At 51.3% G+C, this 26,070-nt stretch carries 21 protein-coding genes; 10 read left to right on the forward strand and 11 right to left on the reverse strand.

The features are described from left to right. Positions 1-20 precede the first annotated feature (20 nt). Both E5354_RS10085 and bioB read right to left on the reverse strand, forming a co-directional pair. Positions 21-530: a sigma-70 family RNA polymerase sigma factor gene (locus E5354_RS10085; RefSeq protein ID WP_238337313.1), complete on the reverse strand. Its 510-nt coding sequence runs from the start codon at positions 528-530 to the stop codon at positions 21-23. A gap of 2 nt (positions 531-532) precedes the next feature. Then, positions 533-1,492 (reverse strand): biotin synthase BioB, encoded by a 960-nt coding sequence (gene bioB / locus E5354_RS10090; protein ID WP_123396140.1) that lies wholly within the window; start codon positions 1,490-1,492, stop codon positions 533-535. A gap of 189 nt (positions 1,493-1,681) precedes the next feature. On the opposite strand from bioB, the gene E5354_RS10095 reads away from it, so the two are divergent. Next, positions 1,682-2,092: a hypothetical protein gene (locus tag E5354_RS10095; protein ID WP_123396139.1), complete on the forward strand. Its 411-nt coding sequence runs from the start codon at positions 1,682-1,684 to the stop codon at positions 2,090-2,092. Positions 2,093-2,158: 66 nt separating this feature from the next. On the opposite strand, the gene E5354_RS10100 is transcribed toward E5354_RS10095, so the two are convergent. Genes E5354_RS10100 through E5354_RS10125 form a run of 6 tightly spaced genes read right to left on the reverse strand, consistent with a single transcriptional unit; the run spans position 2,159 to position 12,226 of the window. Further along, positions 2,159-4,474, reverse strand: coding sequence for an ABC transporter permease (locus tag E5354_RS10100; RefSeq protein WP_123396138.1), 2,316 nt, complete (start codon positions 4,472-4,474; stop codon positions 2,159-2,161). A gap of 15 nt (positions 4,475-4,489) precedes the next feature. Continuing rightward, entirely contained in the window at positions 4,490-5,176 is a 687-nt protein-coding gene (locus E5354_RS10105) for an ABC transporter ATP-binding protein (protein WP_135947392.1), read from the reverse strand. Between the two features lie 25 nt (positions 5,177-5,201). Continuing rightward, complete coding sequence (locus E5354_RS10110; protein WP_135947393.1) at positions 5,202-7,535, reverse strand: ABC transporter permease; 2,334 nt, start codon at positions 7,533-7,535, stop codon at positions 5,202-5,204. Positions 7,536-7,553: 18 nt separating this feature from the next. Next, on the reverse strand, positions 7,554-9,050 hold the full coding sequence (locus tag E5354_RS10115; RefSeq protein ID WP_135947394.1) for an ABC transporter permease: 1,497 nt from the start codon (positions 9,048-9,050) through the stop codon (positions 7,554-7,556). Continuing rightward, on the reverse strand, positions 9,047-9,868 hold the full coding sequence (locus E5354_RS10120; protein ID WP_135947395.1) for an ABC transporter permease: 822 nt from the start codon (positions 9,866-9,868) through the stop codon (positions 9,047-9,049). Before E5354_RS10120 ends, E5354_RS10115 begins: the two co-directional genes overlap by 4 nt. 12 nt (positions 9,869-9,880) lie before the next feature. Beyond that, positions 9,881-12,226: an ABC transporter permease gene (locus E5354_RS10125; protein ID WP_135947396.1), complete on the reverse strand. Its 2,346-nt coding sequence runs from the start codon at positions 12,224-12,226 to the stop codon at positions 9,881-9,883. 217 nt (positions 12,227-12,443) lie between these two features. Between E5354_RS10125 and E5354_RS10130 the strand changes: the two genes are divergently transcribed. Both E5354_RS10130 and E5354_RS10135 read left to right on the forward strand, forming a co-directional pair. Continuing rightward, positions 12,444-13,775, forward strand: coding sequence for a sigma-54-dependent transcriptional regulator (locus E5354_RS10130; protein WP_135947397.1), 1,332 nt, complete (start codon positions 12,444-12,446; stop codon positions 13,773-13,775). After that, the gene (locus E5354_RS10135) at positions 13,772-15,061 is read left to right on the forward strand and encodes a sensor histidine kinase (protein WP_135947398.1); all 1,290 of its coding nucleotides are present in this window, start codon (positions 13,772-13,774) and stop codon (positions 15,059-15,061) included. The genes E5354_RS10130 and E5354_RS10135 overlap by 4 nt, the downstream gene beginning before the upstream one ends. A gap of 2 nt (positions 15,062-15,063) precedes the next feature. Here E5354_RS10135 and E5354_RS10140 read toward each other — a convergent pair whose 3' ends face one another. Further along, positions 15,064-16,344: an NAD(P)/FAD-dependent oxidoreductase gene (locus E5354_RS10140; protein WP_123396130.1), complete on the reverse strand. Its 1,281-nt coding sequence runs from the start codon at positions 16,342-16,344 to the stop codon at positions 15,064-15,066. A 96-nt stretch (positions 16,345-16,440) separates the two neighbouring features. Between E5354_RS10140 and E5354_RS10145 the strand changes: the two genes are divergently transcribed. The 4 genes from E5354_RS10145 to E5354_RS10160 all read left to right on the forward strand — a co-directional run bounded on the left by E5354_RS10145 (position 16,441) and on the right by E5354_RS10160 (position 21,644). Beyond that, on the forward strand, positions 16,441-18,462 hold the full coding sequence (locus E5354_RS10145; protein WP_168353879.1) for a tetratricopeptide repeat protein: 2,022 nt from the start codon (positions 16,441-16,443) through the stop codon (positions 18,460-18,462). Positions 18,463-18,558: 96 nt separating this feature from the next. Continuing rightward, positions 18,559-20,079 carry a DUF4301 family protein gene (locus tag E5354_RS10150; RefSeq protein WP_135947400.1) on the forward strand — a complete coding sequence of 507 codons (1,521 nt, stop codon included), beginning with the start codon at positions 18,559-18,561 and terminating at the stop codon, positions 20,077-20,079. A 50-nt stretch (positions 20,080-20,129) separates the two neighbouring features. Beyond that, positions 20,130-21,185, forward strand: a complete 1,056-nt coding sequence (locus tag E5354_RS10155) for a GNAT family N-acetyltransferase (protein WP_135947401.1) — start codon at positions 20,130-20,132, stop codon at positions 21,183-21,185. 12 nt (positions 21,186-21,197) lie between these two features. After that, positions 21,198-21,644 (forward strand): thioredoxin family protein, encoded by a 447-nt coding sequence (locus tag E5354_RS10160; RefSeq protein WP_135947402.1) that lies wholly within the window; start codon positions 21,198-21,200, stop codon positions 21,642-21,644. Here E5354_RS10160 and E5354_RS10165 read toward each other — a convergent pair. Then, the gene (locus E5354_RS10165) at positions 21,641-22,231 is read right to left on the reverse strand and encodes an RNA polymerase sigma factor (protein ID WP_135947403.1); all 591 of its coding nucleotides are present in this window, start codon (positions 22,229-22,231) and stop codon (positions 21,641-21,643) included. The two genes, E5354_RS10160 and E5354_RS10165, sit on opposite strands and share 4 nt — an antisense overlap. A gap of 244 nt (positions 22,232-22,475) precedes the next feature. Here E5354_RS10165 and E5354_RS14215 point away from each other — a divergent pair, with 244 nt between their 5' ends. Continuing rightward, entirely contained in the window at positions 22,476-22,646 is a 171-nt protein-coding gene (locus E5354_RS14215) for a hypothetical protein (protein WP_168353880.1), read from the forward strand. Between the two features lie 7 nt (positions 22,647-22,653). Here E5354_RS14215 and E5354_RS10170 read toward each other — a convergent pair whose 3' ends face one another. Next, a complete protein-coding gene (locus E5354_RS10170) occupies positions 22,654-23,631 on the reverse strand; it encodes a hypothetical protein (protein ID WP_123396125.1) in 978 nt (325 codons plus the stop codon). Positions 23,632-23,807: 176 nt separating this feature from the next. On the opposite strand from E5354_RS10170, the gene E5354_RS10175 reads away from it, so the two are divergent. Both E5354_RS10175 and E5354_RS10180 read left to right on the forward strand, forming a co-directional pair. Then, entirely contained in the window at positions 23,808-25,010 is a 1,203-nt protein-coding gene (locus E5354_RS10175) for an N-acetylmuramoyl-L-alanine amidase family protein (protein WP_410504214.1), read from the forward strand. A gap of 34 nt (positions 25,011-25,044) precedes the next feature. Then, positions 25,045-25,944 carry an MlaD family protein gene (locus tag E5354_RS10180; RefSeq protein ID WP_123396123.1) on the forward strand — a complete coding sequence of 300 codons (900 nt, stop codon included), beginning with the start codon at positions 25,045-25,047 and terminating at the stop codon, positions 25,942-25,944. The last annotated feature ends 126 nt before the right edge of the window (positions 25,945-26,070 follow it).

Raw genomic sequence — 26,070 nt, forward strand, 5'->3', positions numbered from 1 at the left:
TATTGTAAATTGAAAAATTTTCAACAAAAAATCCAAAAATATATGCGCAGAGCTGCTCCCTTGACCGCATCGCGCAGTCGTTCAAGGGCTTTGCTTATGTGATGCTCAACAGTGCGCACTGACAGATTCAGCTCTTCGGCTATCTGGGCATAGGTCATTCCGTCGCGCTTCGACATGAGGAACACGTTACGGCACTGATCGGGCAGCTTGTCGATGACGCCCCACAGCCGCGAGTCACGCTCCGAGGTGTCAATGGCCTCTTCAAGCGGCAGGTCGGAGTAGGATTCGTCGAAACTCACCTTGTTGATGCTGCCGCGCATGGCCATCAATGCGTTGTTGCGCACGGCGGTGTACATGTATCGGCGCAGGTCGGATATTTCGGTGCCTCGGTTGAGGCTTTCCCACACCTGGGCGAAACTTTCCTGAACTACATCCTCGGCACTATCTATGTCGCCTGTTATTCGCAGGGCATACATGCCGAGCGGGCGATATAGAGTGCGGTACTGAAGTTCAAATGCCCGGACTTCCATGACTATTGTTCCTTAAAGCCGGTTTCACTGAAGAGTTGCTTGTCGTCGGCCACGCTGTTGCCTATTGTGGTGAGCATGTCACCCATGAGCGCACCGTTCATTCCGCCGCGCATTATGCGTCGCATCGATTCGGGCGACAGCCTCATGCGTCCTCCGGCAAAGCGCAGGGTTGCCTTGGGCGCGATGAAGCGGAACAGTGCTACGGTGCGTATTATCTCTTCCTCCGACAATAGCGGAGTGTCCTCAAGCTTGGTACCCTTTATGGGGTTGAGGATGTTGATCGGGATGGATACCGCACCGGCATTTCGGGCCTCTTCGGCAAGTTCAAGGCGCTGGCGCATCGATTCGCCCATGCCTATTATGCCTCCGCAGCACACATCAAGTCCTATTTCACGTGCAAGAGCTATTGTCTTCAGTTTGTCGGCTTGGGTGTGGGTGGAGCAAAGCGAGGGGAAGTAGCTTGCCGAGGTTTCCAGATTGCAGTGATAACGCTTTACTCCGGCCTCCTTGAGCTGCATCAGTTCGTCGCGGTTGAGCAATCCCATGGATGCACACAAGTACAGCCCCGTCGACTCGCCCAACTTGCGGTAGAGGTCGCAGAAGCGTGACATGTCACGCGGAGCTACTTTGCGTCCGCTCGTCACGAGTGAGTATCGTTTTATTCCGTGGGTTTCGTTAAGCATTGCGGCGCGCATGGCTTCATTTTCGGGCACGAAGTCATACTCCTCGATGCCGGTATTGTGGAAGCGTGACTGCGCGCACCATTTGCAGTCCTCGCTGCATCGTCCCGAGCGGGCGTTGACTATCGAGCAGGTGTCGATGACATCGCCGCACCATCGGATGCGTATTTCGTCGGCTGCGTCAGCGAGCATGTCGGCAGAATAGGATTCGTTCAGCTTCAGAGCATCGTCCACAGTTGCCGGATTGCCGTTGAGAGCCTCTTTTTTCAATCGTTCAAGCATGATGAAGATAATGTTGGTTAAACAAAGATACGAATAAGTCGAGAACAAAAGAAAATTTATTTTGCTTTTGTCGAGCGAGAGTATCTAAGACGGTAGTCAAAGATACGAATAAGTCGAGAACTAATGCCTGGCCGATGCCGATTAATTAATATTTTTTAGCTAAGTTTGCGCTCAAAATTCCCAACTGCTATGTCAACAAAAGTCAAGCGCATTATAATTGCAAGCGTAATCGCGGCGGTGGTAATCGTGATTGCGTCAATAGCCGTGAGGGCCTGTCGTGAAAATCGGCTACTTGAAGAGGGGTCGGTTGATGTCAAGGCTGTGATAGAGAAGGTCGAGCGCCGTCACCATGAGGAGCGCTATCAGCGAATAAGGCATCGTGTTCACCGTCAGCCCGCCTATACCTCCTATACGATATATTTCGCCTACACTGTCGACGGTGTGGAGTATCACGATGACTTTACCACGCGAAAGGGAATGTTGCGTTCGCTCTACAAGGGCGACTCCATCATCATAACCTATGCCATAAAGGATCCTGCCGTGACAAGGGTCGACACCAAGCGCATAAAAAGGCGCGGCCTGCCGGTGTTTACCGACTGACCGCGCTACCGTTAACGTTTATTGTCGAACCGGCTCTAAGACCACGTTCCGACACAGCCCCGGGGGTTATTCATTCTTAAGCCTTATTACAGGATTCTCGTTCACGATTTTTCGTGTCATGACATAGACGCAAAGCACTATGGCGACAAGCACGGCAATCGATGCGAGAATGTAGTATCCGGCGAGGAAGTTGACTTCAACGGTGAACTGCTCCAGCCATATTTTGCCTGTAAACCATGCCGCAACGGCACCTGCGATTATCGACGGAACGGCAATCGACACGATGTCACGTATGAGCAGGCTGAACAGGTGGTGTGACTCGGCTCCGTTCACCTTGCGGATGGCTATCTCCTTGCCTCGGCGCTGCACTTCGTTGCGTATGTAACCGATGAATCCCATGAGAGTTATGAAGAGGATTACCACACAGGCCATGACGGTGGCGTTGCGGAACTGCCGCACGTTTTCGTAAGTGTCGGATATCTCCTTCTCCATCAGTGAGAATTCAATGTCGTAGGCCGGAAACAGCTCCTTCATCGACTCTTCGAGCTGCAGGAGGTTTTGCTTGAACGGCTCCTTTACGCGCAGATACATCGCCGGGTAGAAGTATCGGTTGTAGAACATCAGGTAGGGCATAGGTTCTTCAAAGAATCCGCCTATGTTGAAGTCACGCAACAGTCCCGTTACTGTCACGGGATGCTTGGCGATTTTGCTGCTTTCGGGCACGATGCGTCCCACGATGTCATCGCCCCAGTTCATGAGCCGCGCAAACTCCTCGTTGACCGCTATTTCGTTATCGTCCCTCGGCTCGCGACCTTTAATCAGGGTCATGCCCATGAAGTCGATGTAGCCGTTGATGCAGGCATCGTAACGTGACGAGAAAAGATCGTTGCCGCTATTGTCCGACACCATCATTCCGCTGTAGCCCCACACCGGGTTGTAGTAGGACGCGCTCAGGCCTTCAATCACGGGCAGGTCACGCAGGGCATTGTAGGCCGCATCCACCTCCTTTGCGGTTTGTCCCGGCACCTCGGCTATGACAACACGCTCGGGATTGTAGCCGAGGTCGTGATTCATCACCTCATGATATTGCAAAGCGGCTACGGTCATCATGCACACAATGAATGTGACGCCGGCAAACTCGACGCAGAGCAGCGTGCGCGTCCACGGATTGCGGCGCGAGCTGAAGCGACGGAATATGTTGCTGACAGGGATGCGGCTGAATATGCGTCCCGGTATGATTCCGCCAATGAGCACGAATATGAGCATTATGCTTATCGGTACCCACAACCGTGACGGCTCAAGCATCTGCTTCGGCGTGATGTTGATAGTGTCCTTTATCATGTCGCCAAACACCAGTGTGAGGATGACCATGAGCACAAGCGCGCAGCCGAGCACCATGAGAGTTTCGATGATGAACATGCTGAATATGGTGGGGCTTCCGGCACCGTTGCATTTGTGGATGCCTATCGACTTTGCCCTCTTTGACAGTGACGCTATTGTGATGAGCACGTAGTTCAGCGTCGTGATGAAGAGCAGGGCCAGGCTGAGCACGAGCATTATGCGGTCCATGCGCCTCACCTCGTCGTTGCTCATGTAGGTGTCGGTGAGCGGTGCTGCATCGATTACGAGCTGCAGCGACTCGGTGTCGGGCAGATTTTTCTGCAACATCTCATTAATGCGGCGGTTGAGTTCCACGGGATCGACACCGTCGGCTACCCTGATGAATTCGGGCCAGCTGTCGCCTCCGTTCCATGAGTAGTTGCCCCTTTCACGGCTCCAAAGCGTGGGCATGGATATAACGGCTTTATGCGGGGCCGTTACGTTGTCGGGCAGGTCACGGTATATGCCTTTTACGGTGAGTTCCCACTCGTTGTTGTACTTAAGCACCTCTCCTATGGGGTCGTCGCCGCCGAATATCATCAGTGCGTAGCTTTCGCTCAGGTACACAACATCCTTTTGGGCGAGGTCGGTCACCGGGTCGCCTTTCAACACCTCGATGCCCATTGTCTTGAAAAACAGTGAGTCGGCGGCTATCGCTTTCTCGGAAAACTTTGTGTCACCCCGAAAAAGACCTTGCCCCATGTTGCGGTTGGTAGTCGTGGCGGCGACAACCATTTCGGGCAGTTCCTCGTAGATGGCTCCCGCAAGTTTTCCCAGACATTGCTGCTGCCGGTCGAGAGTATTGCCGTTGATGGTGTACTGCATCCACAGCTGATAGAGCTGCCGGTGATTGTCGTAGCAGGTGTCGAAGCTATGGTTCAAAGCCATGCGCGACATGAGCAGGATTGTCATGAGCAGTCCCAGTGCCACCGATATTATTTTGATGGCGTTGGAGTTTCCGGGACCCGACATGGCCCGCCACGAATAGTATAGCTGTTTCATGTAGCGGGTCGACTGTTAGAGTTGGTTGTCGTTTGACACGTTGGCGACGATGTTTCCGTCGAAGAGATGGATGATGCGGTGGGCATATCCCGCGTCGTGCTTTGAGTGCGTCACCATGACGATTGTCGTGCCCTGACGGTTGAGCTCGGTGAGCAGTTCCATCACTTCGGCACCGTTCTTCGAGTCGAGGTTACCGGTGGGCTCATCGGCGAGTATCAGCTTGGGATCGGTGATGACGGCGCGCGCTATTGCCACACGTTGCTGCTGACCTCCCGAGAGCTGCTGGGGGAAGTGCTTGGCGCGGTGGCTGATGTTCATGCGCTTCAGCATTTCGTTCACGCGTTTTTTGCGCTCCGAGGCGCTGAGTCCCATGTAGGTGAGCGGCAGTTCCACGTTCTCAAATACGTTAAGCTCGTCGATGAGGTTGAACGACTGGAACACGAATCCTATCTCGCCTTTGCGCAGGCGTGTGCGCTCCTTTTCCTTAAGATTGGCCACTTCGGTGTCATTGAGCTTGTAACTTCCGCCGGTGGGGTTGTCGAGCAGTCCGAGGATGTTGAGCAGCGTTGACTTGCCGCATCCCGAGGGGCCCATTACGGCTACAAACTCGCCTTTGTCGACATTGATGTTTACCTTGTCGAGCGCTACGGTTTCAACTTCCGATGTACGGAACACTTTGCTGAGATTTTCAATCTTAATCATGATAGTTGTTTTTTAGTGTTATATTTTATTCTGATTTTAAATTCGATGAGGGATTTTCACATGCCTTATGCCTGGTCATGGCCACGGCACACACCACTATGAGAGTCAGCACCACAATGGCCGAGATCACATAGTATAGCGTCAGGTAAGGAACTTTCACGGAGAAGCTGTCAAGCCACATGCCGCTTATCAGGAATGCGGCCACGGTGCCGAGAACTACCGCCGGGACGGCTATCCAAAGCATTCCCGATGTAATCATTTTTATTATCTGAGGTGATGAAGCTCCGCTTATCTTGCGTATGGCTATCTCCTTGGAGCGGCGTTGCATTTCATCGCGCAGGAAGCCCGTAAGTCCCACAAACGCTATCAATGCGATTATGACGGCCACCGACAGGAATATGCGTTGTATGATTTTGGTATTCGAGTTTTGCTCGTCGGCTATGCTCTTGTAGCTTACAAGGTTGTATTCGCTTTCAGGATAATGATTTTTAATCTCGGCTTCAAGCTTGTTGAAGTTTGCGTTAAAAGGCTCCTTGAGCTTTATGGATATGTAAGGCACAATTTCGGGATCGTAATACATTATCAACGGCTTGATTTCTTCATTGAATGACTGCTGATAGTCCTTTATTATGCCTACGATGCGTTGTCGGTTGTGACGGTCGGTGCCTACCGTCAGATTGGGATTTTTGTCGAGCAGATTTTCCTCACGGAGGTTCATTTTCTTTATGAAAGTCTGGTTGACCACCGCTTCGCCTACATTTTTCGGAGCACGGCCCTGGAGGAGCGTCATTCCCATCACATCGATGTAGTTTTCCGAAATTTCGTCATAGGGTGAATAGAACATTGCATTGCCCTCGTCATTGTATATATCTTCACCTACGTGTCCCCATACGGGAGTGAATGCCGAGTAGGCCGTTTCTTCTATATAAGGCATGTTGCGGGTCAGGTTTATGATGCCGTCCATTTTCCCGGGTTCATACCGGCTGAACATGAACAGGGCTTTGTCGTGGATATTCCATCCGCGATCCTTGTTGGAGATGTAGATGTACTGAGCGGTGATTATCACAAGCCAAGCCATAACGAAGGCCACGCCTGCAAATTCAATGAAAAGCAATATGCGTTTCCACAGTGAGTTGCGTTCCCTGAAGCGTCGGAACACGTTGGCCACCGGAATCTTGGCGAATATATGTGCGGGAATCACACCGCCCACTATGATAGTGACGGCTATCACCACCAAGGCGATGATTATTTTATCAAGCAACGGTGTCTTTCCGAATGAATCGTTGTATAGTTCGGCTATCATGGGCTTGAATAACGCTGCGGTGGCAACCGTTACGACAAGCGACATGAGCACGATCAATGTGGTTTCGGCAATGAACATGGAGAATATCGTGCCTTTGCCGGCTCCGTTGCACTTGTGCACACCGATCATCTTGGCGCGTTTTGAGAGCGACGACACTGACAGCAGGGCATAGTTAAGAATCGCGATAAACAGTACGATCAGTGCGGTTGAAAGTAATATCACGATCATGTTACGGGTGTACTCATATTCAAATACTCCGTAATTGATGGGGCGTGCCATTGCTTCGTATGAAAGGCCGTCGGCCTCGGGGCGATTTTTCTGAAGTATATTGTTAAGCTTCTTGTTGAGCACCTCGATGTCGGTGCCTTTTTTCACGCGCAGGAAGGTTTGCCAGGCCAAGTAGTCGTTCCATCCGTGACCTACGTAATTGTTGCCGAGTTTGTAAACGGTAGGCATCGACAACACTATGTCAGGTCGGGACGAAGTGTTTGGCGGTAATGATTTATATACTCCCACAATTTCGACATCTTCCGAGTCAAAAAAGAATCTCATGTGTTTCCCTATCGGGTCGCCTCCGGGAAAATTTTCTTTCACGAAATTGGAGCTGACAAATGCAGTTCCGGGCCGCGCCAGCTCGACCGAGGGATTGCCTTTAAGCACCTCGATACCCATTGTCTTGAAAAACAGTGAGTCGGCGGCGACGCCCATTGAATTTACTTCCTGACCGTCCATCTTGAAGTAACCTCCTCCGCTGTAAAAATTGGTCACAACCGTCGATGACTCTACAAGGTCGCTCAGCTCTTCGTTGATGTGTTGGCTGAACGGACCGAACGACATTGACGAAGGCTCTCGGTTTTCATTTTCCATCTTGGGCTGGGTCCATACCATATAGAGTTTCCGGTAGTCGCGATAGCCCGTGTCCATACCGGTGTAGTAGGAGATAATGGTGAGCAGCACAATGGCTACCATGAGCCCGGCTCCGAGCGACAACACCTTGATGAATGTTGTCGATCGGGCATTCACTATTGTACGCCATGCGTAATATACCTGTTTCATTCTATTTTATTGGGATATTTATTCGTTTCGCAGTGATGTTACGGGATTTTCTTTAGCTATGCGCTGTGTCATGAGTGCTACGACAGCAATTACTACTATGATGAGAAGGAGCGCGATTGCTACGTACCACAATCCGATTCCGCTTACGACTGTGGAGTATTGGCTGAACCATGCCCGTTGAAAGAACCATGCCGCCAATGTGCCTATGGCGACTGCGGGAACGGCGGTTTTCAGCATGTTGGAACACAGCAGCTCGACGACTTCGCGGGCTGTCGCACCGTTTATCTTGCGTATGGCAATCTCCTTGCTCTTTCGTTGGATTTCATCGTTTATGAATCCTATCATTCCCATCGAGGTTATAATCACGATTATGATTATTGCGAGAGAGAAGATGAATATCGTGCTTTTTATCGATGAGTATCCGTTGGCGCCTAATTCGCTCACTTGATATATCCAGAAACCGTCATTACCCATGTAGTCGCTGAGCGATTCGTTAAGAAGCTTGATGCTCTCATTTACGGGTTGTTTAAGGCGCACCGTGAAAGGTGACGCCGGGTTGCCGATATAGTGCATTATGATGGGTTCCTGCTCATCGTAGAATCCGCCTATGTTGAAGTCCTTTGCGATTCCGGTGATGCGTACTCGTCCACGTTCGGCATTGGTAAACAGGCCTTCGCCGGCTGTAGGCGATGTGTTTTCGGGAAGTCCCGACTTTCGCAGAAACTCTTGGTTGACAATTGCTTCGCCTTCCTGCTGAGGAGCGCGTCCGGCCAGCAGGGTCATGCCCATGACCTCGACATAGTTGGGCGAGCAATCGTCGGTGCGGCTTGAGAAGATTATGTTTCCGTTGTCGTCGCGTATATATTCACCCGAGTAACCGAATGCCGGGCACGAGTAGGATGATGCTATTCCCTCCACCGCCTGATGGCTTCGGATGAAGTTATAGGCTGCTTCGGGCGATATGTCCATGGTCATGTTTTCGACCTGAACCAATAGATCGGAATCGTAACCCTTGTCGGCCGTGCGCAAGTGCCGGTATTGTAGCGATGTCGCGCACAGCCATGCAAATACGAATGACACACCCACCAGCTCTATAAACAGGAGCACGCGCTTCCACCCGTTATTGCGCTCGGAAAAGCGACGGAACACCTGCGACACCGGAACGCGGGCAAACAGTCGGCCGGGAATAACCGCTCCCACGGCTACCATCATCAGTGCCACGGCTACTATCACCCATGCACGGTCGGCGTTAAGCATTTCGGTCAGCGGGTTGCCTGTCAATTCACTTATCGTGTCATTGAACAGCCACCACATTATTCCCATCAGCAACAGAGCAATCAGGGTGATGGTGACGGTTTCCAATACAAACATTCCGAATATTTTATTGCTGTCGGCTCCGCAACACTTGTGGACTCCGATGGCCTTTGCCCTTTTGCTCAATGTGGATATTGACATGAGAGCGTAGTTTAACGCTGTAATCAGGAACAGTGCCAGAGCCAAGGCTCCGAGTATCATGAGCTGGCGCCGTAAGTCGCTGTTTTAAGGATGGAGTCACGAATTGATATGGCAAATGTTTCGCAGCTGTTGTCGTCGGCCGGCGGTGCGTGACGCTCGGTGACTTGATTTATGAGTGCATGGAGCCGCTCGGGATCGATGTCCTTGTCCTTAAGTCGCACGAATTCGGTCCATCCCGAACCTCCGTCCCAGCCAAAATAGCCTATGCCTCGATTAAGTAACGACGGGAGCGACAGCACGATGTCGCATGTGATGTCGCAATTGGCGGGCAACGCTTCGAATACACCCTTTATCGTAGCCTTGTCGTTGCCTCTTATCAGTTGGGTTCCCACGGGATTTTCGCCATGGAAAACTTCGTCGACCATGCGGGTGCTTACATATATCACATCATTCTGTTGAAGATCCATGCGCGGATTTCCGCTTATCACATTGATACCCATTGTTTCAAAGAATAGCGAGTCGGCTGCGGTGGTGAAATAGGGCAGATTCCGGCCGTCGGACATGTCAAAGCAGTAGCCTAAGTCGCGCATTGCCACTGCCGATTCAATCATATCGGGCAACTCCTCGTAGAGGCTTCCTGCGAGTTTTCCGTAACATTGCCGTGTTATGTCCGATTTATTTCCTGCCGTTTCAAACTGCATCATCAGCTGGTAAATGCTGTCATAGTCGCGAAGGCATTTGTTGTAGCTTAGCGTGTAGGCAATGCCTGCAAACAATATTATACTCATGCCGAGCCCAAGCGTCAGCGACAGGACTTTGATTGTCGTTGCCGCCTTGTTTTGTGACAATGACCGAAATGTATAGTATATCTGTTTCATTTTGGGTGATATTTATTCGCTTTTTAAAGATACTACGGGGTTTTCGAGCGCGACACGGCGTGTGAGCAGTATTGCCGTGACGGTTACGGCCAGCAGCACCGTGACTGCCGACACCGGGTACCACACGCCGATGTACGGTGCAACGATGGTGTATTGCATGAACCACTCGCGCAGGGATAACCATGCCACGACTGTGCCGATGAGTGTGGCGGGAACTGACGTCATCATTAAATCGCGGCACAACAGCTCGATAATCTGTCGTGACGACGCTCCGTTGATTTTCCGCACTGCAATCTCCTTGCTTCGGCGGTATATGTCGTCGCCTATGAATCCCACCAGTCCTATGACGGTTATGATGATGCACACAGCGAGCGCGATGCAATATATGGTTATTATGTTTCTGACAGGTGCGTTTTTTGCATCCTCCAGCTCTTTGACCGAGGAGGTAAACCATCCGTCATTTCCGAGTGATTCAGCGAGATTTTTGTTCAATGCGTTGAAATTTTTGCGGAAGGGCTCTTTCAGTTTTATGAGGAACCAAGCCGGTGACTCATTGGTGTAGGTCATGATGATGGGCTCGCTGATTCCATGGATGCGGTTGCCGCCGATGTCGAAGTCCTTGACTATGCCCGTCACGTTGACCGGTGAGTTCTGGAGGAAGACGGTGAATCGGCCCGACATGGCTTCGGGTGAATCATCGCGGAGTCCGTATTGTCTTACAAATTCCTCGTTGACGAGGGCTTCGCCGTCACGTTGCGGCAGGGAGCCTGATTTCAACTGCATCTCGGCCAGCTCCACGATGTTGGGAGAGCACATGTCGTAGCGGCTTGAAAATATGGGATTGCGGCTGTCGTCCATAACCGTTCGTGACGGATATTGCGCAATGGGTGAGCCGAATGATATAGCGGTTCCTTCAACGTAGGGCAGATTGTTGAGGTGACTCATCATCCCTTCGGGTTGGTTGGTCTGCATCATCACCAATCGGTCGGGATTGTAGCTCTTGTCGATGTTGCAGATGTGGATGTATTGCACCGTAGTGACGCACAACCATGCGAAAATAAGTGCCACAGCGGCTATTTCGACAAAGAGCAGTGCGCGTTTCCATCCCGGGTTGTTGCGGGAGAAGCGTCGGAATATGCTTGTTACGGGGATTCGCGTGAATATGGGCACCGGAATCATGACGCCTATCGCGGTTATCACTGCAACCACTGCAACTATGATCCATGCCCTGCCTGCGCTGAACAGGTCGTTGAGCGTGATGCCTATTTTGCTTTCGAGGGGCTCGCTTGCGATGAATAGGATGACCAACATCAGCAATAGGGCAATTATGATGGTGACAAAGGTTTCAATAAAGAACATCGAGCCGATGGCCGTGTCGCCTGCTCCGCAGCATTTGTGTACGCCTATGCCTTTGGTGCGTTTGCTGAGCGACGATATGGACATGAGCACATAGTTGAGTGCCGTTATCAGCATTATAGCCAGTGCTATGGCTCCCATGACGAAGATGAGTCGGCGCACATTGGGGTCGTCAAGCGTTATCTTGCGAATAGGGATGGCAAATATCTCGGCGCTGCTATCGTCGGTGGGCGGTGCGTGATTCACCAATACCCGGTTTATCAGCCGATGGAGATGCTTGGGGTCGATGTCATTGTCCTTCAGGCGGATGTAGCTGTGCCAGCCGTTGCCCGTTATCTCCATGCGGCGGTTCTGATTGTCCCACCTGTCATATCCCCAGATGCCGAGGCGCGTCTGCGGCAGAGTGAAGAGTATGTCGGGACTGTTGAGTGAATTGTTGGAGGGCAGCGACTTGAATATTCCTTTTATAGTGCCTTCCTGCTCTCCGTCGAAAAATGAGAGCTTGCGGCCGACGGGATTTTCTCCGTGCATGAAATCATTCACAAATTGCGAACTCACGTATATGGCGCCGGGCTGCTGCATGTCGAGTGACGGATTGCCCGACAATACTTCGATTCCCATCGTGGCGAAGAACATCGAGTCGACGGCGAGGCTTTGACCGTGAATGCGTTCCCCGTCGAGAGTCGAGAACGAATCTTCGCCTAAATCCCTGACGGTAGTGGCCGACTCTACGATGTCGGGCAACTCCTCGAGCAAAGCACCCGAAAGTCCGCCATAGCACTCTGCGATTTGTCCCGATTCATTGCCTGCGGTTTTATAGTCGGTTTTCAGTTGATAGAGGTTCTCGTAACCGTTCAGACAGGTGTCGTAACTTAAATCATAGGCTATTCGTGTAAACAATATAATACATATACCCAGCCCTAAGGCAAATGATACAACCTTGATGGCTGTAGTCGCCTTGTTGTGCCAAAGTGTGGTTAATGAATAATATATTATTTTCATCTTGGATTATTTGATAAAAATGATCGGTTTACTTAAAATAGTTGTAAATATCGTGCCAAACTCGCAATTGATTGGCTGTCAATAGGCTGCTCTCTGTGCTATTTTCGTGAGTGTAAAATTTTTAGACACAAGCGTATGATTTGTTGACAGTAGGGCTGCTCTAAAAAATGATTGTTTATTTACAAAGTTATACAATAATTTTGTAGATTTGTCCATTATGAGTAAACGCAATAAAATAGTTGTAGTCGACGATAATCGGGGTGTGCTTGCTGCGGTTAGCCTTCTGTTGCGTCCCTATTTCAATCAGGTGATTACGCTTCAGTCGCCTGTAAGGCTTGAAGAGGTGCTGCGTGACGGTGTTCCCGACTGCCTGTTGCTTGACATGAATTTCAGTGCGGGAATCAACACCGGCAATGAAGGCATATATTGGCTGAACCGTGTGAAGCGTCTTTATCCCGACCTGCCTGTAGTGCTGTTTACTGCTTACGGTGACATAGACCTCGCCGTGAGAGGAATGAAGGAGGGCGCGGTCGATTTCATCATAAAGCCGTGGGACAATGCAAGGCTTGTCGACACGCTGCTGAAGGCTTCAGGCGGCCGGAAGTCGAGAAATGCGGCTGCCGATGACGATAACTCCATGTATTGGGGCGAGAGCAAGGCCATGCTTGCGCTTAAGTCGCTTGTTGAGCGAATAGCTCCTACCGATGCAAATGTGCTTATTACGGGAGAGAACGGTACCGGCAAGGAGGTGCTTGCACGTGCGGTGCATCGTCGCTCGGCGCGTCACTCGCGTCCCATGCTCAGCGTCGACATGGGGTCGGTGACCGAAACCCTGTTTGAGAGCGAGTTGTTTGGCCACGTTAAGGGTGCATTTACCAATGCGTCGGCCGACAGGGCGGGAAAGTTTGAAGCTGCCGACGGCAGCACTCTCTTCATGGACGAAATAGGCAATCTGCCTCCCTACCTGCAGTCCAAGCTGTTAACCGTCATCCAGAACCGCAAGATCGTGAGGGTGGGGAGCAACAAGCCGGTCGATGTAGACATAAGACTTATATGCGCCACCAACTGCGACCTGCAGGCCATGGTTGCCGACGGACGCTTCCGTCAGGATTTGCTCTATCGCATCAACACCATACACCTTGAAATACCTCCGTTGCGTCAGCGAAAGGATGACATAGTGCCTCTTGCCGAAATGTTCATGAAGCGTTTCAGCGAGAAGTACAAGCGAGAGGCGTCGGAGCTCGACGGCTCGGCGCGTGACAAACTCATGTCACACTATTGGCCCGGCAACATTCGCGAGCTTGAGCATGCGGTCGAGAAAGCCGTGATAATAAGCGACGGCCCTGTGTTGAGGGCTTCGCACTTCGAGCTTCCCAAGGTTGAGGCTTCCGTTCCGGGCGATGTGGCCGGAGCCACTCTTGAAGATATGGAACGACAGATGATAACCGCAGCCGTCAACGACTGTCACGGGAACTTGAGCGCGGTTGCGTCACGCCTTGGCATAACGCGCCAGACACTCTACAACAAGATGAAAAAATTCGGATTATGAAAGGCTTTTTGTTGCGTATAGCGGTTGTAGTCGTTTTGTGTGCCGTAATCGGCGGGCTGTGCCTTTCACGCGACTGGATTGTCGCGTCATTTTGTGGGATTGGGCTCATTTTCCTCATCGTGGAGTTGTGCAGCTACTACAAGCGCAGCGACCGCAAGATAAAACTGCTTCTTTCAGCCTTGGAGAACGGCGACAGCAGTGTGCGCTTCTCGACCCGCAGGCTGCACTCGGTCAATTCCGAGGTCAACACGATGCTCAACAGCATAGCGCAGATACTTAATGAGGTGCGCACCGATGCGGCCCGGCGTGACAAGTACTACGAGGTGATACTCGATTTTGTCGATACGGGAATAATCGTGCTTAACTCGGCCGGTGCCGTGTATCAGAAAAACAGGGCGGCGCTGCAGATGCTGGGCCTGGAGGTGTTCACCCACCTTAGGCAGCTTAAGGGGCATCCCGAACTCATGGAGGCTTTGGCTCAATGCGGGTCGGGCGACAAGCTGCAGGTCGACATGACCTTGCCGCGCGGCAAGGTGACGCTGTCGTTGAGGGTGTCGGGGATGATGCTGAGAGGCGAACTGATGCGTATCGTTGCGTTGAGCGACATCAACCGTGCGCTTGACGAGCGTGAAATAACCACATGGATGAAGCTTACGCGCGTCATGACTCATGAAATTATGAACTCGCTCACCCCCATAACATCGCTTAGCGAAACGTTGATGACGATGCCCGATGACAATATCGACGAGATAAGGCAGGGCATGTCGACAATCTATTCCACAAGCCGTGACCTGATAGGTTTTGTGGCCTCCTACCGCAAGCTGACGCACATTCCCACACCTTGTCCGCGATTGTTCAACGTGAAGCCGTTTCTTGAGCGCATGATTGAACTTGCCAGGTATCAGGTGGAGGCGTCCAATGTGAGGATGACAGTTACGGAGTGTGCCGACGACCTTATCGTCTATGCCGATGAAAACCTGGTAGCCCAGGTGGTCACCAACCTGCTGAAGAATGCCGTTGAGGCTATGAACCACAAGGGTGAAGTGACCATGAAAGCCTACAGCGACAGTAACGAGAGCGTCAACATCGAGATAGCCAACGACGGGCCGCGCATCGACGATGAAGTGGCACAGCAGATATTCGTGCCTTTCTTCACCACCAAGCCAAGCGGGTCGGGCATAGGCCTGAGTCTGAGCAAGCAGATAATGCACCTCAACGGCGGCACGCTCACGCTGAGGCCCTATTCGTCATGCAGCAACACGACATTTGTCCTCACATTCTCCTGACGCTATCTCTCGCCCCAGCGCGAACGTAACGGATAGCGGCTCGGGTGCAGCAACAGTCTTAGCGAAGTGGGGTAGGAGAAGTAGGCCCATATCCAGTTGATGAGCACGGTGAACTTGTTGCGCATACCGAGTATTGAAATCAGATGCACAAACATCCAGCAGAACCATGCCGGGAAGCCCGAAAGTTGCACGTGATTCAGGTCGGCTACGGCGCGATTGCGTCCCACGGTGGCCATCGACCCTTTGTCCTTGTATCGGAACGGAGTCTTGAATTCCCCGTCATTGAGATTTTTTGCAAGTGTGCGCGCCTGCTGTATTGCCACTTGTGCCAGTTGCGGGCATCCGTGAGGATATGCGTCGTCGGCGTGATACGATATGTCGCCTATAATGAATAGATCGTCGATTCCCTGTGCGCGATTGAACTCATCGACCACAAACCGATGCCCCGGACCCATTTCAGGTGACGCTCCCTTGAACTCGAATGTCACGCCCGTGACTCCCGCCGTCCATATCACCATTTCGGAGTAGATTTTCGTGCCGTCGGAGAAGGTCAATACATTGTCTTCATAGGACTGCATGCGCCGTTGCAGGTGCACATCCACCATGAGGCTTTTTAGATATTCAAGCGCGTGACGCGAAGCCGAGGGACTCATGACCTGAAGCAGCCTGTCGGAACCTTCGACAAGGATTATCTGCACCTCATCGGGATTGATTCGCGGATATTCGCGATGGATTATGTAACGCTTCATCTCGCCTATGGCTCCGGCCACCTCAACTCCGGTAGGGCCGCCTCCGATGACAACGAAGCTTAGCAGCTTGCGACGCTCTTCAAGGTCGGTGGTGATGCTTGCGCGTTCGAGGCGGTCGAGAATCTCGTTGCGGCATCGCAACGCCTCGCTCGTACTCTTCAGCGTGTACACATATTTATATAGGTCGGTCATGTTGAAGTAGTTGTTGATTGTGCCGGCCGCAATGACGAGTTTGTCGTAGTGTATAGTTTCAAATTGTGTAGTCAGTTTCTTCTCGACGACATCGATTGTCTTCACCTCGCCCATGTTGTAGATGGGGCGCGGCTTCATTTTGCGCATTTCGCGCCTGAACGGAAATGAGATGCTGGCGGGGTCGAGGCCCGATGATGCGATTTGATAAAATAACGGCGGAAAGCTGTGATAGTTGTTGCGGTCGATGAGCAGAACATCATACTTGTTTCGGTCAATGCGCTTTATGAAATTTATTCCGGCAAATCCTCCGCCCACCACTACTATTTTTTCTTTGGAATCCATGTAGATATGTTATTTTTTCAAAATTCGTAAAATAATCAATATTAATGGCGTATCTTTACACGATATTTTGCAATGGATGCTATAAATCGATATTCAATGATATACCTAAGATATATACTCGTTTTTGTCATATTATGTTCATCGTGGACATCATCTATTTTTGCGCAGATTAATGCCGAGCAAGTGCTGAGGGTGGGACGCAACACATTGTATCTCGAGGACTATGTGCTGTCGATTCAATATTTCAATCAGGTGATAGCCGCAAAGCCCACTCTTGCGCAGCCCTATTTCTACCGTGCCATAGCCAAGATAAGCCTTGATGATTATCGGGGTGCCGAGAAGGACGCTTCCACTGCAATAAAATACAATCCTTTCATAACCAACGCTTACGAAGTGCGAGGTGTGGCCCGCCAAAATCTTGGCAAGTTGAAGGAGGCAATTGAGGATTACACTACGGCTCTCGAACAGTTGCCCGAAAACAAGGGAATCCTGTTTAACAAGGCTATGGCCGAGGAGGAGCTTAAGGATTATGATGCCGCCGAGGCCACTTATGCGACTTTGCTCGGTGCTTATCCCAACTACGACAACGGTTATGTGGGACGTGCCAAGCTGCGTCTTGCCAAGGGTGACACAATCAGCGCCGTGGCCGACCTTGACAAGGCTCTGGAATTGAACAAAAACTCAACCAACGCCTACGTGTTGCGCGCTGATATAGCAATCCAGTCGTCGCGTGACTTCAAAACGGCTCTTGACGACATGAACGAGGCCATAAAGCTTCAGCCACAGTATGCGGGCTTCTACATCAACCGAGCTTTCCTGCGTTACAACCTCGATGACTATTTCGGGGCGATGGCCGACTATGACTACGCCATCCAGCTTGACCCGCTGAATACAGCCGCGCTCTTCAACCGAGGACTGCTTCGCGCCGAGGTGCACGACAACAACAAGGCAATCGACGACTTCAGCAAAGTGCTCGACCTTGAAAGCGACAACTATAAGGCTCTCTATAACCGAGCCATACTCTACAAGGAGATTGCCGACTACAAGAACTCGGTCGCCGACCTCAATCGCGTAATCGAAGCGTTTCCCTCGTTTTCGGGTGCCTATTTCGCACGTTCCGAAAATCTGCGCATGATGGGTGACATGGCTTCGGCCGAGCGTGACTACAAGCGTTCGATGGCTCTTGCCAAGCAGCCTGTGAGCGATGACGGCAATAGGGATGAGAACAGCAGCAGTGCCGATGTTGTGAATGAGTCGCAGGAGGCCGTGGCTAAGCGCTTCACTTCGTTGTTGACAATCGACAATAATGTCGGCGCACGCGAGGAGTATAACACCGCCGGAATAAAGGGTCGTGTCCAGGATCGTAACGTGGCGATAGAGGTTGAGCCTATGTTCACACTCAGCTACTATGTCACCACCAACGAGATAAAGGAGATGCCTTACTACATCAAGGAGATCGACGACCTTAACTCAACCCGAATGCTGCGTTTCATAGTCATGGTGACCAATCATGAGCCCCAGCTTTCCGATGAAGAGGCCATAGCAAGGCACTTTGCGTCGATTGAATATTATAACTCCTACATAGCGACTCACCAGCCCCGAGCCATCGACTACTTCGGACGGGCTATGGATTTCTTCACGTTGCGCAACTATCAGGCTGCGTTGACCGACCTTGACCGTGCCATAGAGCTTACACCCGACTTCACGCTTGCCTATATGCTGCGTGCTGTTGTCAAGCTGAGAAATGCCGAAACCGAGCGATTGTCGGGAGAGTCGAAGACCGAGCCCGGATTGCGTGACTTTGGTGCGCAAGGTGCCAAGATGCTGGCCTCGACCGTTATGGCCGACATTGACAAGGTGATAGAGCTGTCGCCGCGCATGGCCTTCGCCCACTACAACAAGGGCAACGTGCTTGTGTCGCTCGGCGATTATACTTCGGCCATAAGCGCCTACACCAAGGCTATCGAGCTTAAGGCCGACCTTGGGGAGGCCTATTACAACCGCGGCTATCTCTACCTGATGCTCGGCAATAAGGATGCCGGCATAGCCGATCTTAGCAAGGCCGGTGAGCTTGGAATCGTTCCCAGTTACAACCTGTTGAAGCGAATGACTCGCTGATGCGGAAATTTTGTGGATGATTCTGTGGCGTGATTGCGGAATTTTGACTATTTTTGACATTATACTTTATACTATCATAAAATACCTATTTTTCTTATGTTACCTGAAGATCTAAAGACACTTGAGCAGAAGGGCATCAGCCCTGAAGCTTTCAATGCCCAGATTAAGAGATTTGAAACCGGATTTCCTTACCTGCGCATCCTTGATTCGGCACGCGTGGGTTGTGGAATAATCAGTCTTGACGATGCCGGCCGTGAAAAGGCTGTTGCACGTTGGGATGAATATTTGTCACATGGCGGACAGGTTTTCAAGTTCGTTCCTGCATCGGGTGCCGCATCACGTATGTTTAAAGCGCTTTTTGAATTCCTTGATGCCGAGGCCAACGAGCCGGCCGAGGGAAGTGCTATGGCCGACTTCTTCAAGCGCCTGCCTGACTTCGCTTTCTATGCCGAGCTTGACGCAGTGTGCCAGACCCTTTACGGAAAGGATATACCCGCATTGCTCGACGGAGGCGAATACAAGAAGATTGTAGCCGCTCTGCTTGGCAAGGAGGGAATGAATTATGGAAGCCTGCCCAAGGGACTGCTTAAATTCCATCTCTATGCCGATGGTGCGCGCACTCCTCTTGAAGAGCATCTTGTTGAGGGCGCACAGACCGCTACCGACAGCCAAGGTGTGGTTAACCTTCACTTCACTGTTTCGCCCGAGCACCGCACGTTGTTTGAGGCAAAGATTGCCGAAGCGGTTCCCGCACTGGAGAAGAAGCTTGGCGTGAAGTACAACATAAGCCTTTCGGAGCAGAAGAAGTCGACCGACACGGTTGCCGTGAATCCCGACAACACTCCCTTCCGCGAGGACGGCAAGCTGTTGTTCCGTCCCGGAGGTCACGGTGCCTTGATCGAGAATCTCAACGACATCGACTCGGCTGTCGTGTTTATCAAGAATATCGACAACGTGGTTCCCGACTCGCAGCGTGGCGTAACCTTGGAGTATAAGAAAGTGATTGCAGGATACCTGATTGAGGTACACGACAAGATTGAAGAGTATATGCGCAAAATCAATGCAGGCGACTACACAATGGACGATGTGCGCGAAATGATATCGTTCATGCACGACACTCTCAATCTGCGTGACGATGCGATGAAGAACCTTGAGGATGTCGACCTTGTGCTCTACATCAAGAATAAGCTCAATCGCCCCATAAGAGTGTGCGGAATGGTGCGTAACGAAGGCGAACCCGGCGGTGGCCCGTATATCGCTTACAATCCCGACGGCTCTACCTCGCCTCAGATTCTCGAAAGCACTCAGATTGATCCTGCCAACAGCCAGTACAAGGAGATGGTGGCCCGCGCCACTCACTTCAATCCGGTTGACCTCGTGTGCTTCCTGAAGGATGTCGACGGTAACAAGTTTGACCTTCCCCGTTATGTCGACCCCGACACCGGCTTCATCTCGTCGAAGTCACGCAACGGAAAGGAGCTTCGCGCACTTGAACTTCCCGGATTGTGGAACGGTGCCATGAGCGACTGGAACACGGTGTTCATCGAGGTGCCCATCGGTACGTTCAACCCTGTCAAGACCGTCAACGACCTGCTCCGTCCCGCTCATCAAGGTTAATGCCGTCGAGGCACAAACATTAAGTTCGCGTCAGGCGTTATAACAGTGTCATGAATAAGAAGGATGCTGTAAAAAAGATTTGGCGTGAAAGCTTTGATGATTCAGAGCAGTATGTCGACATGTTTTTCTCCCGGATTTACCGCGACGACGACGCTATGTTGCTCGTCGATAACGGAATCCCGTCGAGCTCATTGCTGTTACAACGTTACGCCATGAACTTTCATGGCGTAACTGTTTCTATAGGTTACGTGTGCGGGGCGGCCACTATCAAGGATGCCCGTTGTCACGGACTGATGCACCGGCTCATGAGCGATGCGCTGCGGGAGTCCTATCGCCGTGGCGATGTGCTGTGCTCGCTCATTCCCGCCAATGAATGGCTGTTCCACTACTACGGCCATCAGGGATTCTCGCCGGTGTTCTATGTCGATGTCGAGCGTTACACATCGATGCACACGTTCCGTCACTCGGGTAAGTATTTCCGGTTTGAAGATGTCGACTCGGACGATGCCTACGATTTCTTCAACACCATGATGAGGCAGCGCCCGTGCTGTGTTCAACATTCGCGTGAGCAGTATGACTGGATATTGATGGACAATTCGATCGACTCGGGCACGGTGCTCGGCATTGTCGACGGAATGGACAACATCGCCGCTCTCGCATTTGTAGTGTCACACGACGGCATCGCGCTGGTCAAGGATGTGCTTGCCGTGGACAATGATGCACGTGACGCCATCCTGGAGGAGATACACAATCTTTACGCCGACATGCCTGTAACGGTGCTCGGATACTACACTCCGGGACGCGAGGAGCTTGTGGCGCGCGGCATGGCGAGGATTGTCAATGCCTTCCGCTGCCTTGAGATAATAGCATCGGTCTATCCTCGGCTGAAGCTTGTGATGAGGCTGTGTGACTCAATCGTGCCTGAAAACAGCCATGTCTACAGGATTCACGATGGATTGTGTGAGATAGATGACGACTACGAGGGGCAGTGTGACTTCGATATTGACATAGAGGTTCTGACCTCGATAATATTCGGTAACGATGTCACGCGCCGGTTGCTCGATTTCCCGGCGACGCGCCCATTCATAAGCCTTATGCTTGATTAAAAACAGATTGTTATGATACGTAAACTTATATCCGCGACAATGCTCGCATTGTCGGTCTTTACAGTTTCGGCCGACGACGACGGCAAGGTTGAGAGCATCAACCAGGCCGAATTTTCGGAAAAGATATTTGATTACTCGACCCGCGAGAAGCCGGTGATAAAGTCGGAGCGTCCGGCTGTCATCGATTTCTGGGCACCGTGGTGCGGTCCATGCCGGCGACTCGCTCCGGTGATGGATTCACTTGCCGTGCGCTATAAGGGCAAGGTGGATTTCTACAAAATAAACATTGACAATAACGAAGCTATAGCCCGGCAATTGGGTGTAAGCTCGATACCCCTTGTGCTCTTTGTCCCGGTCGACGGTAACGATGTGCAGGGCATGATGGGAGTATATCCCACCGACGCCTATGTCGATGTGGTGGATGAGTATCTGCTGGGAATGCCCTCAAAGTCGCGTTAGGCTGTAAGCTCAATCGACTTCTCCTCGGCAATTCGCCTCATGTTGAGTATGGCGTAACGCATGCGTCCGAGTGCGGTGTTTATGCTCACTCCGGTAGCGTCGGCGATTTCCTTGAAGCTCATGTCGTTGTAGTAACGCATCTTCAGTACTTCGCGTTGAGAGTCGGGGAGTGCTTCGATGAGGTTGCGCACATCGGCGTGTATCTGGTCGATTACAAGGTGATCCTCGATGTTGTCGTCACACAGGTCACGACGGTTCAGCAGGTCGGCGGTGTATTCATCGGTCGACACGTTGTTCTCCGACTTTGACTGCCGGTAGTAGTCGATTATGAGGTTGTGGGCTATGCGTGTAAGCCAGGAGCCGAATTTTCCCGTTTCGGTGTATCGTCCCTGCTTCAAAGTCATTATGATTTTTATAAAGGTGTCTTGAAAGATGTCATCGGCGACATCCTTGTTCTTTACAATGTGCATTATGTAGGAAAATACTTTGGATTGATGACGGGTTAAAAGCGTGTCAAAAGCCTCGTTGTTTCCTTCGAGATAGAGTTCTACCAACTGCTGGTCGGTAAGATTGGTCAAATTTTGCATTATTGTCAGAAAATTGTTGATTGGAGTAAAGGTGTACTTATAGGCGGTAAGGTTAAAATGGTTAATAATGGATGTTTTTACAAATGTAGTCAAAAGCATTGAAATATTCAATGGTTTAAGGATTTTTCGCAATACTGATATAATAAAATTGTGATTTTTAAGTTGTCGCATCAATTTGCGTTACGTTGATAATAAACGGGGTTGTAATGGCGTTGTAAATATGTGTCGTCATTAAAAATTGCCTATGGATAGAAAGTCTACTCAACACAACTGCCCGATAAAAGCCTCAAAGTGCCGTAAGGATGTCGAGGCTCTCCCCGACAAACGCACCATCGAGTTTATAAGGATGTTTGCTCGAAGTTACCATTGCGAGCCGGCCCTTGCACGAGGGTTGCAGGATATGGTGCTTAACTGATGTGACGCTATCGGCGTGACGGATTGTAGCCCGACCTGATGAGTGGCGATGCCGAGTTGTAGAATGTCGAGTCGAGCATTTGCCTGAGCGTGGCCTCGGGATGTCTTTTCATGTAAGATTCTATGATGCGTAATCCTATGTAGCGTCCGGCGCGTCCGGGTGACTGCGGGTGGAGCAGTGTCGTGTGAGGTGCCGCCGCAGTGAGTCGTGACGCTACATCCATGTCGGTGGAGTAGAGCATCTTCCTTTCGATCAAGGCGCTCCACGCCGGAGCCTCGTTCTCCGCGAGCCATGTCAGCTGCGACTTGTCGTAGCCTAATGCTGTGGCAGTGTCACTGTCGGGGACAAGTAGCATGACGGCTTTAACAAGGGCTCCCTCATAAAGTAATCGGCTCAGCACGGTGGCATCGTTTGACGGTCGGAAGGGATAGGCCGTGGCGATGATCGATTCGGCTATGTCGTAGGGCAGCCGTGTGGCGGTTTTGGTGGCCCGGCGGTAGCTGTCAAGGTAGTTGTAGCCCTCGTAGTCACATCCCAAATAGTGGTTCAGGCCTAACAACATCACCGTGTCGGCGAGAATTATCGACTGGTTGTAGGTGATTGCCGCACTATAGATTTCAGGCGGCGTTATGTCGGGAAATTCATCACCCATGCGGCTGTATATGCATCCCGTGACGGCCTCGATTGAGTCGAGCGACAAGAAGCGTGATTCTATATCGGGAGTGAAAACTCTCACCCCTCGGCTTTGGGAGTAGGCGGTCAGCGACGAGTCGCTGATGTCGTTACCGAGCATGATGCGCAGCGCAACGGCAAATGTGTCGCGTATGGCCTGCCGGTCGGCACTGTCGGCCGTGTCATAGCGGTAGGCCGCTCTGTCAAATCGATGTATTTCAACAGGTGCGCAGTCGTCGGTCGGCGGCTTGCTGCAGCCGATGAGCATTGCCGTCGACAGCACGGTTAGGATTGCCTTAAGCTTGTGGTTCATTTTGTTGATTGGGTTCTGATTGTCGCAAATTTAGCCTATTTTTGTATTTATGGAGCAGATTGTTGTTCAAAAATGCTTCATTTCTATGCTTCACGGACAAAAATGTGCCGTATGTTGACGAAAATACGAGGCTATTTCTTAATTTTGTAGTGAATTTCAACCAAACTATGCTCCGATTGATAAGACTAATATTGTGCCTCTTCGTCGTGTCGTTGACTTCGCTGTCGATTATGGCCGGTGACTTCGTAGTAGTCCTCGACCCCGGTCATGGAGGTCATGACTACGGAGCTATCGGTGCAAAGGCAAGGGAGAAGGACATAAACCTCGGCGTGGCGCTCAAGCTGGGTGCCTTATTGAAAAAAGAGAAGGGTGTCAAGGTCGTCTACACACGCGACGGCGACTATTTCAAGACGCTGCAGCAGCGTGCCGACATTGCCAACAAGGCTCATGGCGACCTCTTCATCTCGATTCACACCAATTCACTCGACAAGAAAGCACGTAACCGCAAGACGATAAGCGGTGCGTCGACCTACACTCTCGGTCTTCACAAGAGTGCCGAGAACCTTGCGGTGGCTAAGCGTGAGAATGCCGTGATGATGCTTGAGGATGACTTCTCGACAACTTATTGCGGATTTGATCCTAACTCAACCGAGTCCTACATCATATTTGAGCTTAGCCAGAACAACCACCTCGACCAGAGTATCGACTTTGCCGGCAAACTTCAGTCGGAGATGAAGTCGACAGCCGGAAGGGTCGACAGGGGAGTGAGGCAGGCCGGATTCTGGGTCCTCGCAAAGACGAGCATGCCCGCGGTGCTGATTGAGCTTGATTTTATATGCAATCCCACTGTCGAGCGTTACCTCGCTTCGGAGAGCGGACAGAAAAAGTTTGCCGAGGCGATTCACAACGCCTTCAAGAGCTATAAGACCGCCTACGACCACCGCCAGGGCGTTGAGCCTGAGCCCGATGTCGATGTCGACGATGAGCAGCAGTCGGTCGATGATGACTCCGATAAGAAAAAGCGCAAGGAGATGAGCGAGCGCAAGAAGCGTGTCCTCAACCGTCCCGAGTCGATCGAGGGAAATAAATCGTCGGCCAAGGAGGCCGTCGTTGATGATGGAGATGTCGCTTCCGAAAGCACTGATGAGGGATTGCGTTACAAGATTCAGTTCCTTACAAGCGGAAAGCCTCTTTCCAAGAAATCGAAAGAGTTCAAGGGGCTGAAGAATATCGACTCCTACCGTGACGGAGGTCTTCACAAATACACCGTAGGCAACTACAAGTCGATGGATGATGCCGTGAAGGAGCTGCGTAAGGTCAGAGCCAAATTCCCCGAGGCTTTTGTCATTACCATGCGCGACGGTAAACGTATAAAATGATTAGATTGTTTAAATCGTAAACATACAAAAAAAGATGAAACGCTATTCAAGAGAGTTGATAATAGGAGTGTCGGTGCTTATTGCGCTGCTGGTGCTTTTCTTCGGCATCGATTACCTTAAAGGCATCAACGTGTTCAAGGCCGCCAACTATTATTATGTGTCCTATACCAATGTAAACGGACTTACAGTGTCGTCGCCTGTTACCATCAATGGATTCAAGGTGGGTCAGGTGCGTGACATAAACTATGAATATGACAATCCCGGTCATGTGCTTGTGGAGCTGTCGCTCGACAAGAAACTTAAGGTGCCCTCGGGCAGCAAGGCTATCATAAAGAGCGATCTGCTCGGTACGGCTTCGGTAGAGCTGCAGTTTTCCACCTCGGCCGACAGCCACGATGTTGGCGACAAGCTGATAGGCGAGGCCATGCCTTCGATGCTCGACAATGTTGCGAGCGAGCTGATGCCTACGGTGAGCTCCATATTCCCGAAGGTCGATTCGCTGCTTACATCGGTCAACCGACTGGTGTCGGATTCGGCTTTGCTTTCGTCGGTGAAGCGTCTTGACAAGATTACCGCCAACCTGGAGGCTACAACCGTAAATCTCAACCGCACTCTTGCAACGATGCCCAAGGTGATGACTACGGTCGACGGCGTGGCGTTGAACCTCGACACCATAACGGCCAATCTCGCCCTCGTGTCGCAGGAGCTTAAGGAGATGCCCATCGAGTCGACATTGCAGAATGTCCATGACATAACTGCCGACATGAAGGTTCTTGCCGGAAAGCTGAACTCGACCGACAATTCACTCGGACTGCTGCTTAACGACCGTGGCCTCTATGACCACCTTAACGGGGCCGCAGGCGGATTGGATTCGCTCTTGTTTGATGTGAAGAAGAATCCCAAACGATATATTCCGCCGATTAAGGTATTTTGACGGTAGTTGCTGCTTATTTGGAATTATTCTAAATAGCTGATAACTGTCGGCGGAAAATGTTCCACAATCCACTCCTTAGTGGTAAAGCAATGTTCAGGGAGTTTCACGGAACTCCCTGAACATTTT

Source organism: Muribaculum sp. NM65_B17, from assembly GCF_004793735.1.
Classification (GTDB): domain Bacteria; phylum Bacteroidota; class Bacteroidia; order Bacteroidales; family Muribaculaceae; genus Muribaculum; species Muribaculum gordoncarteri.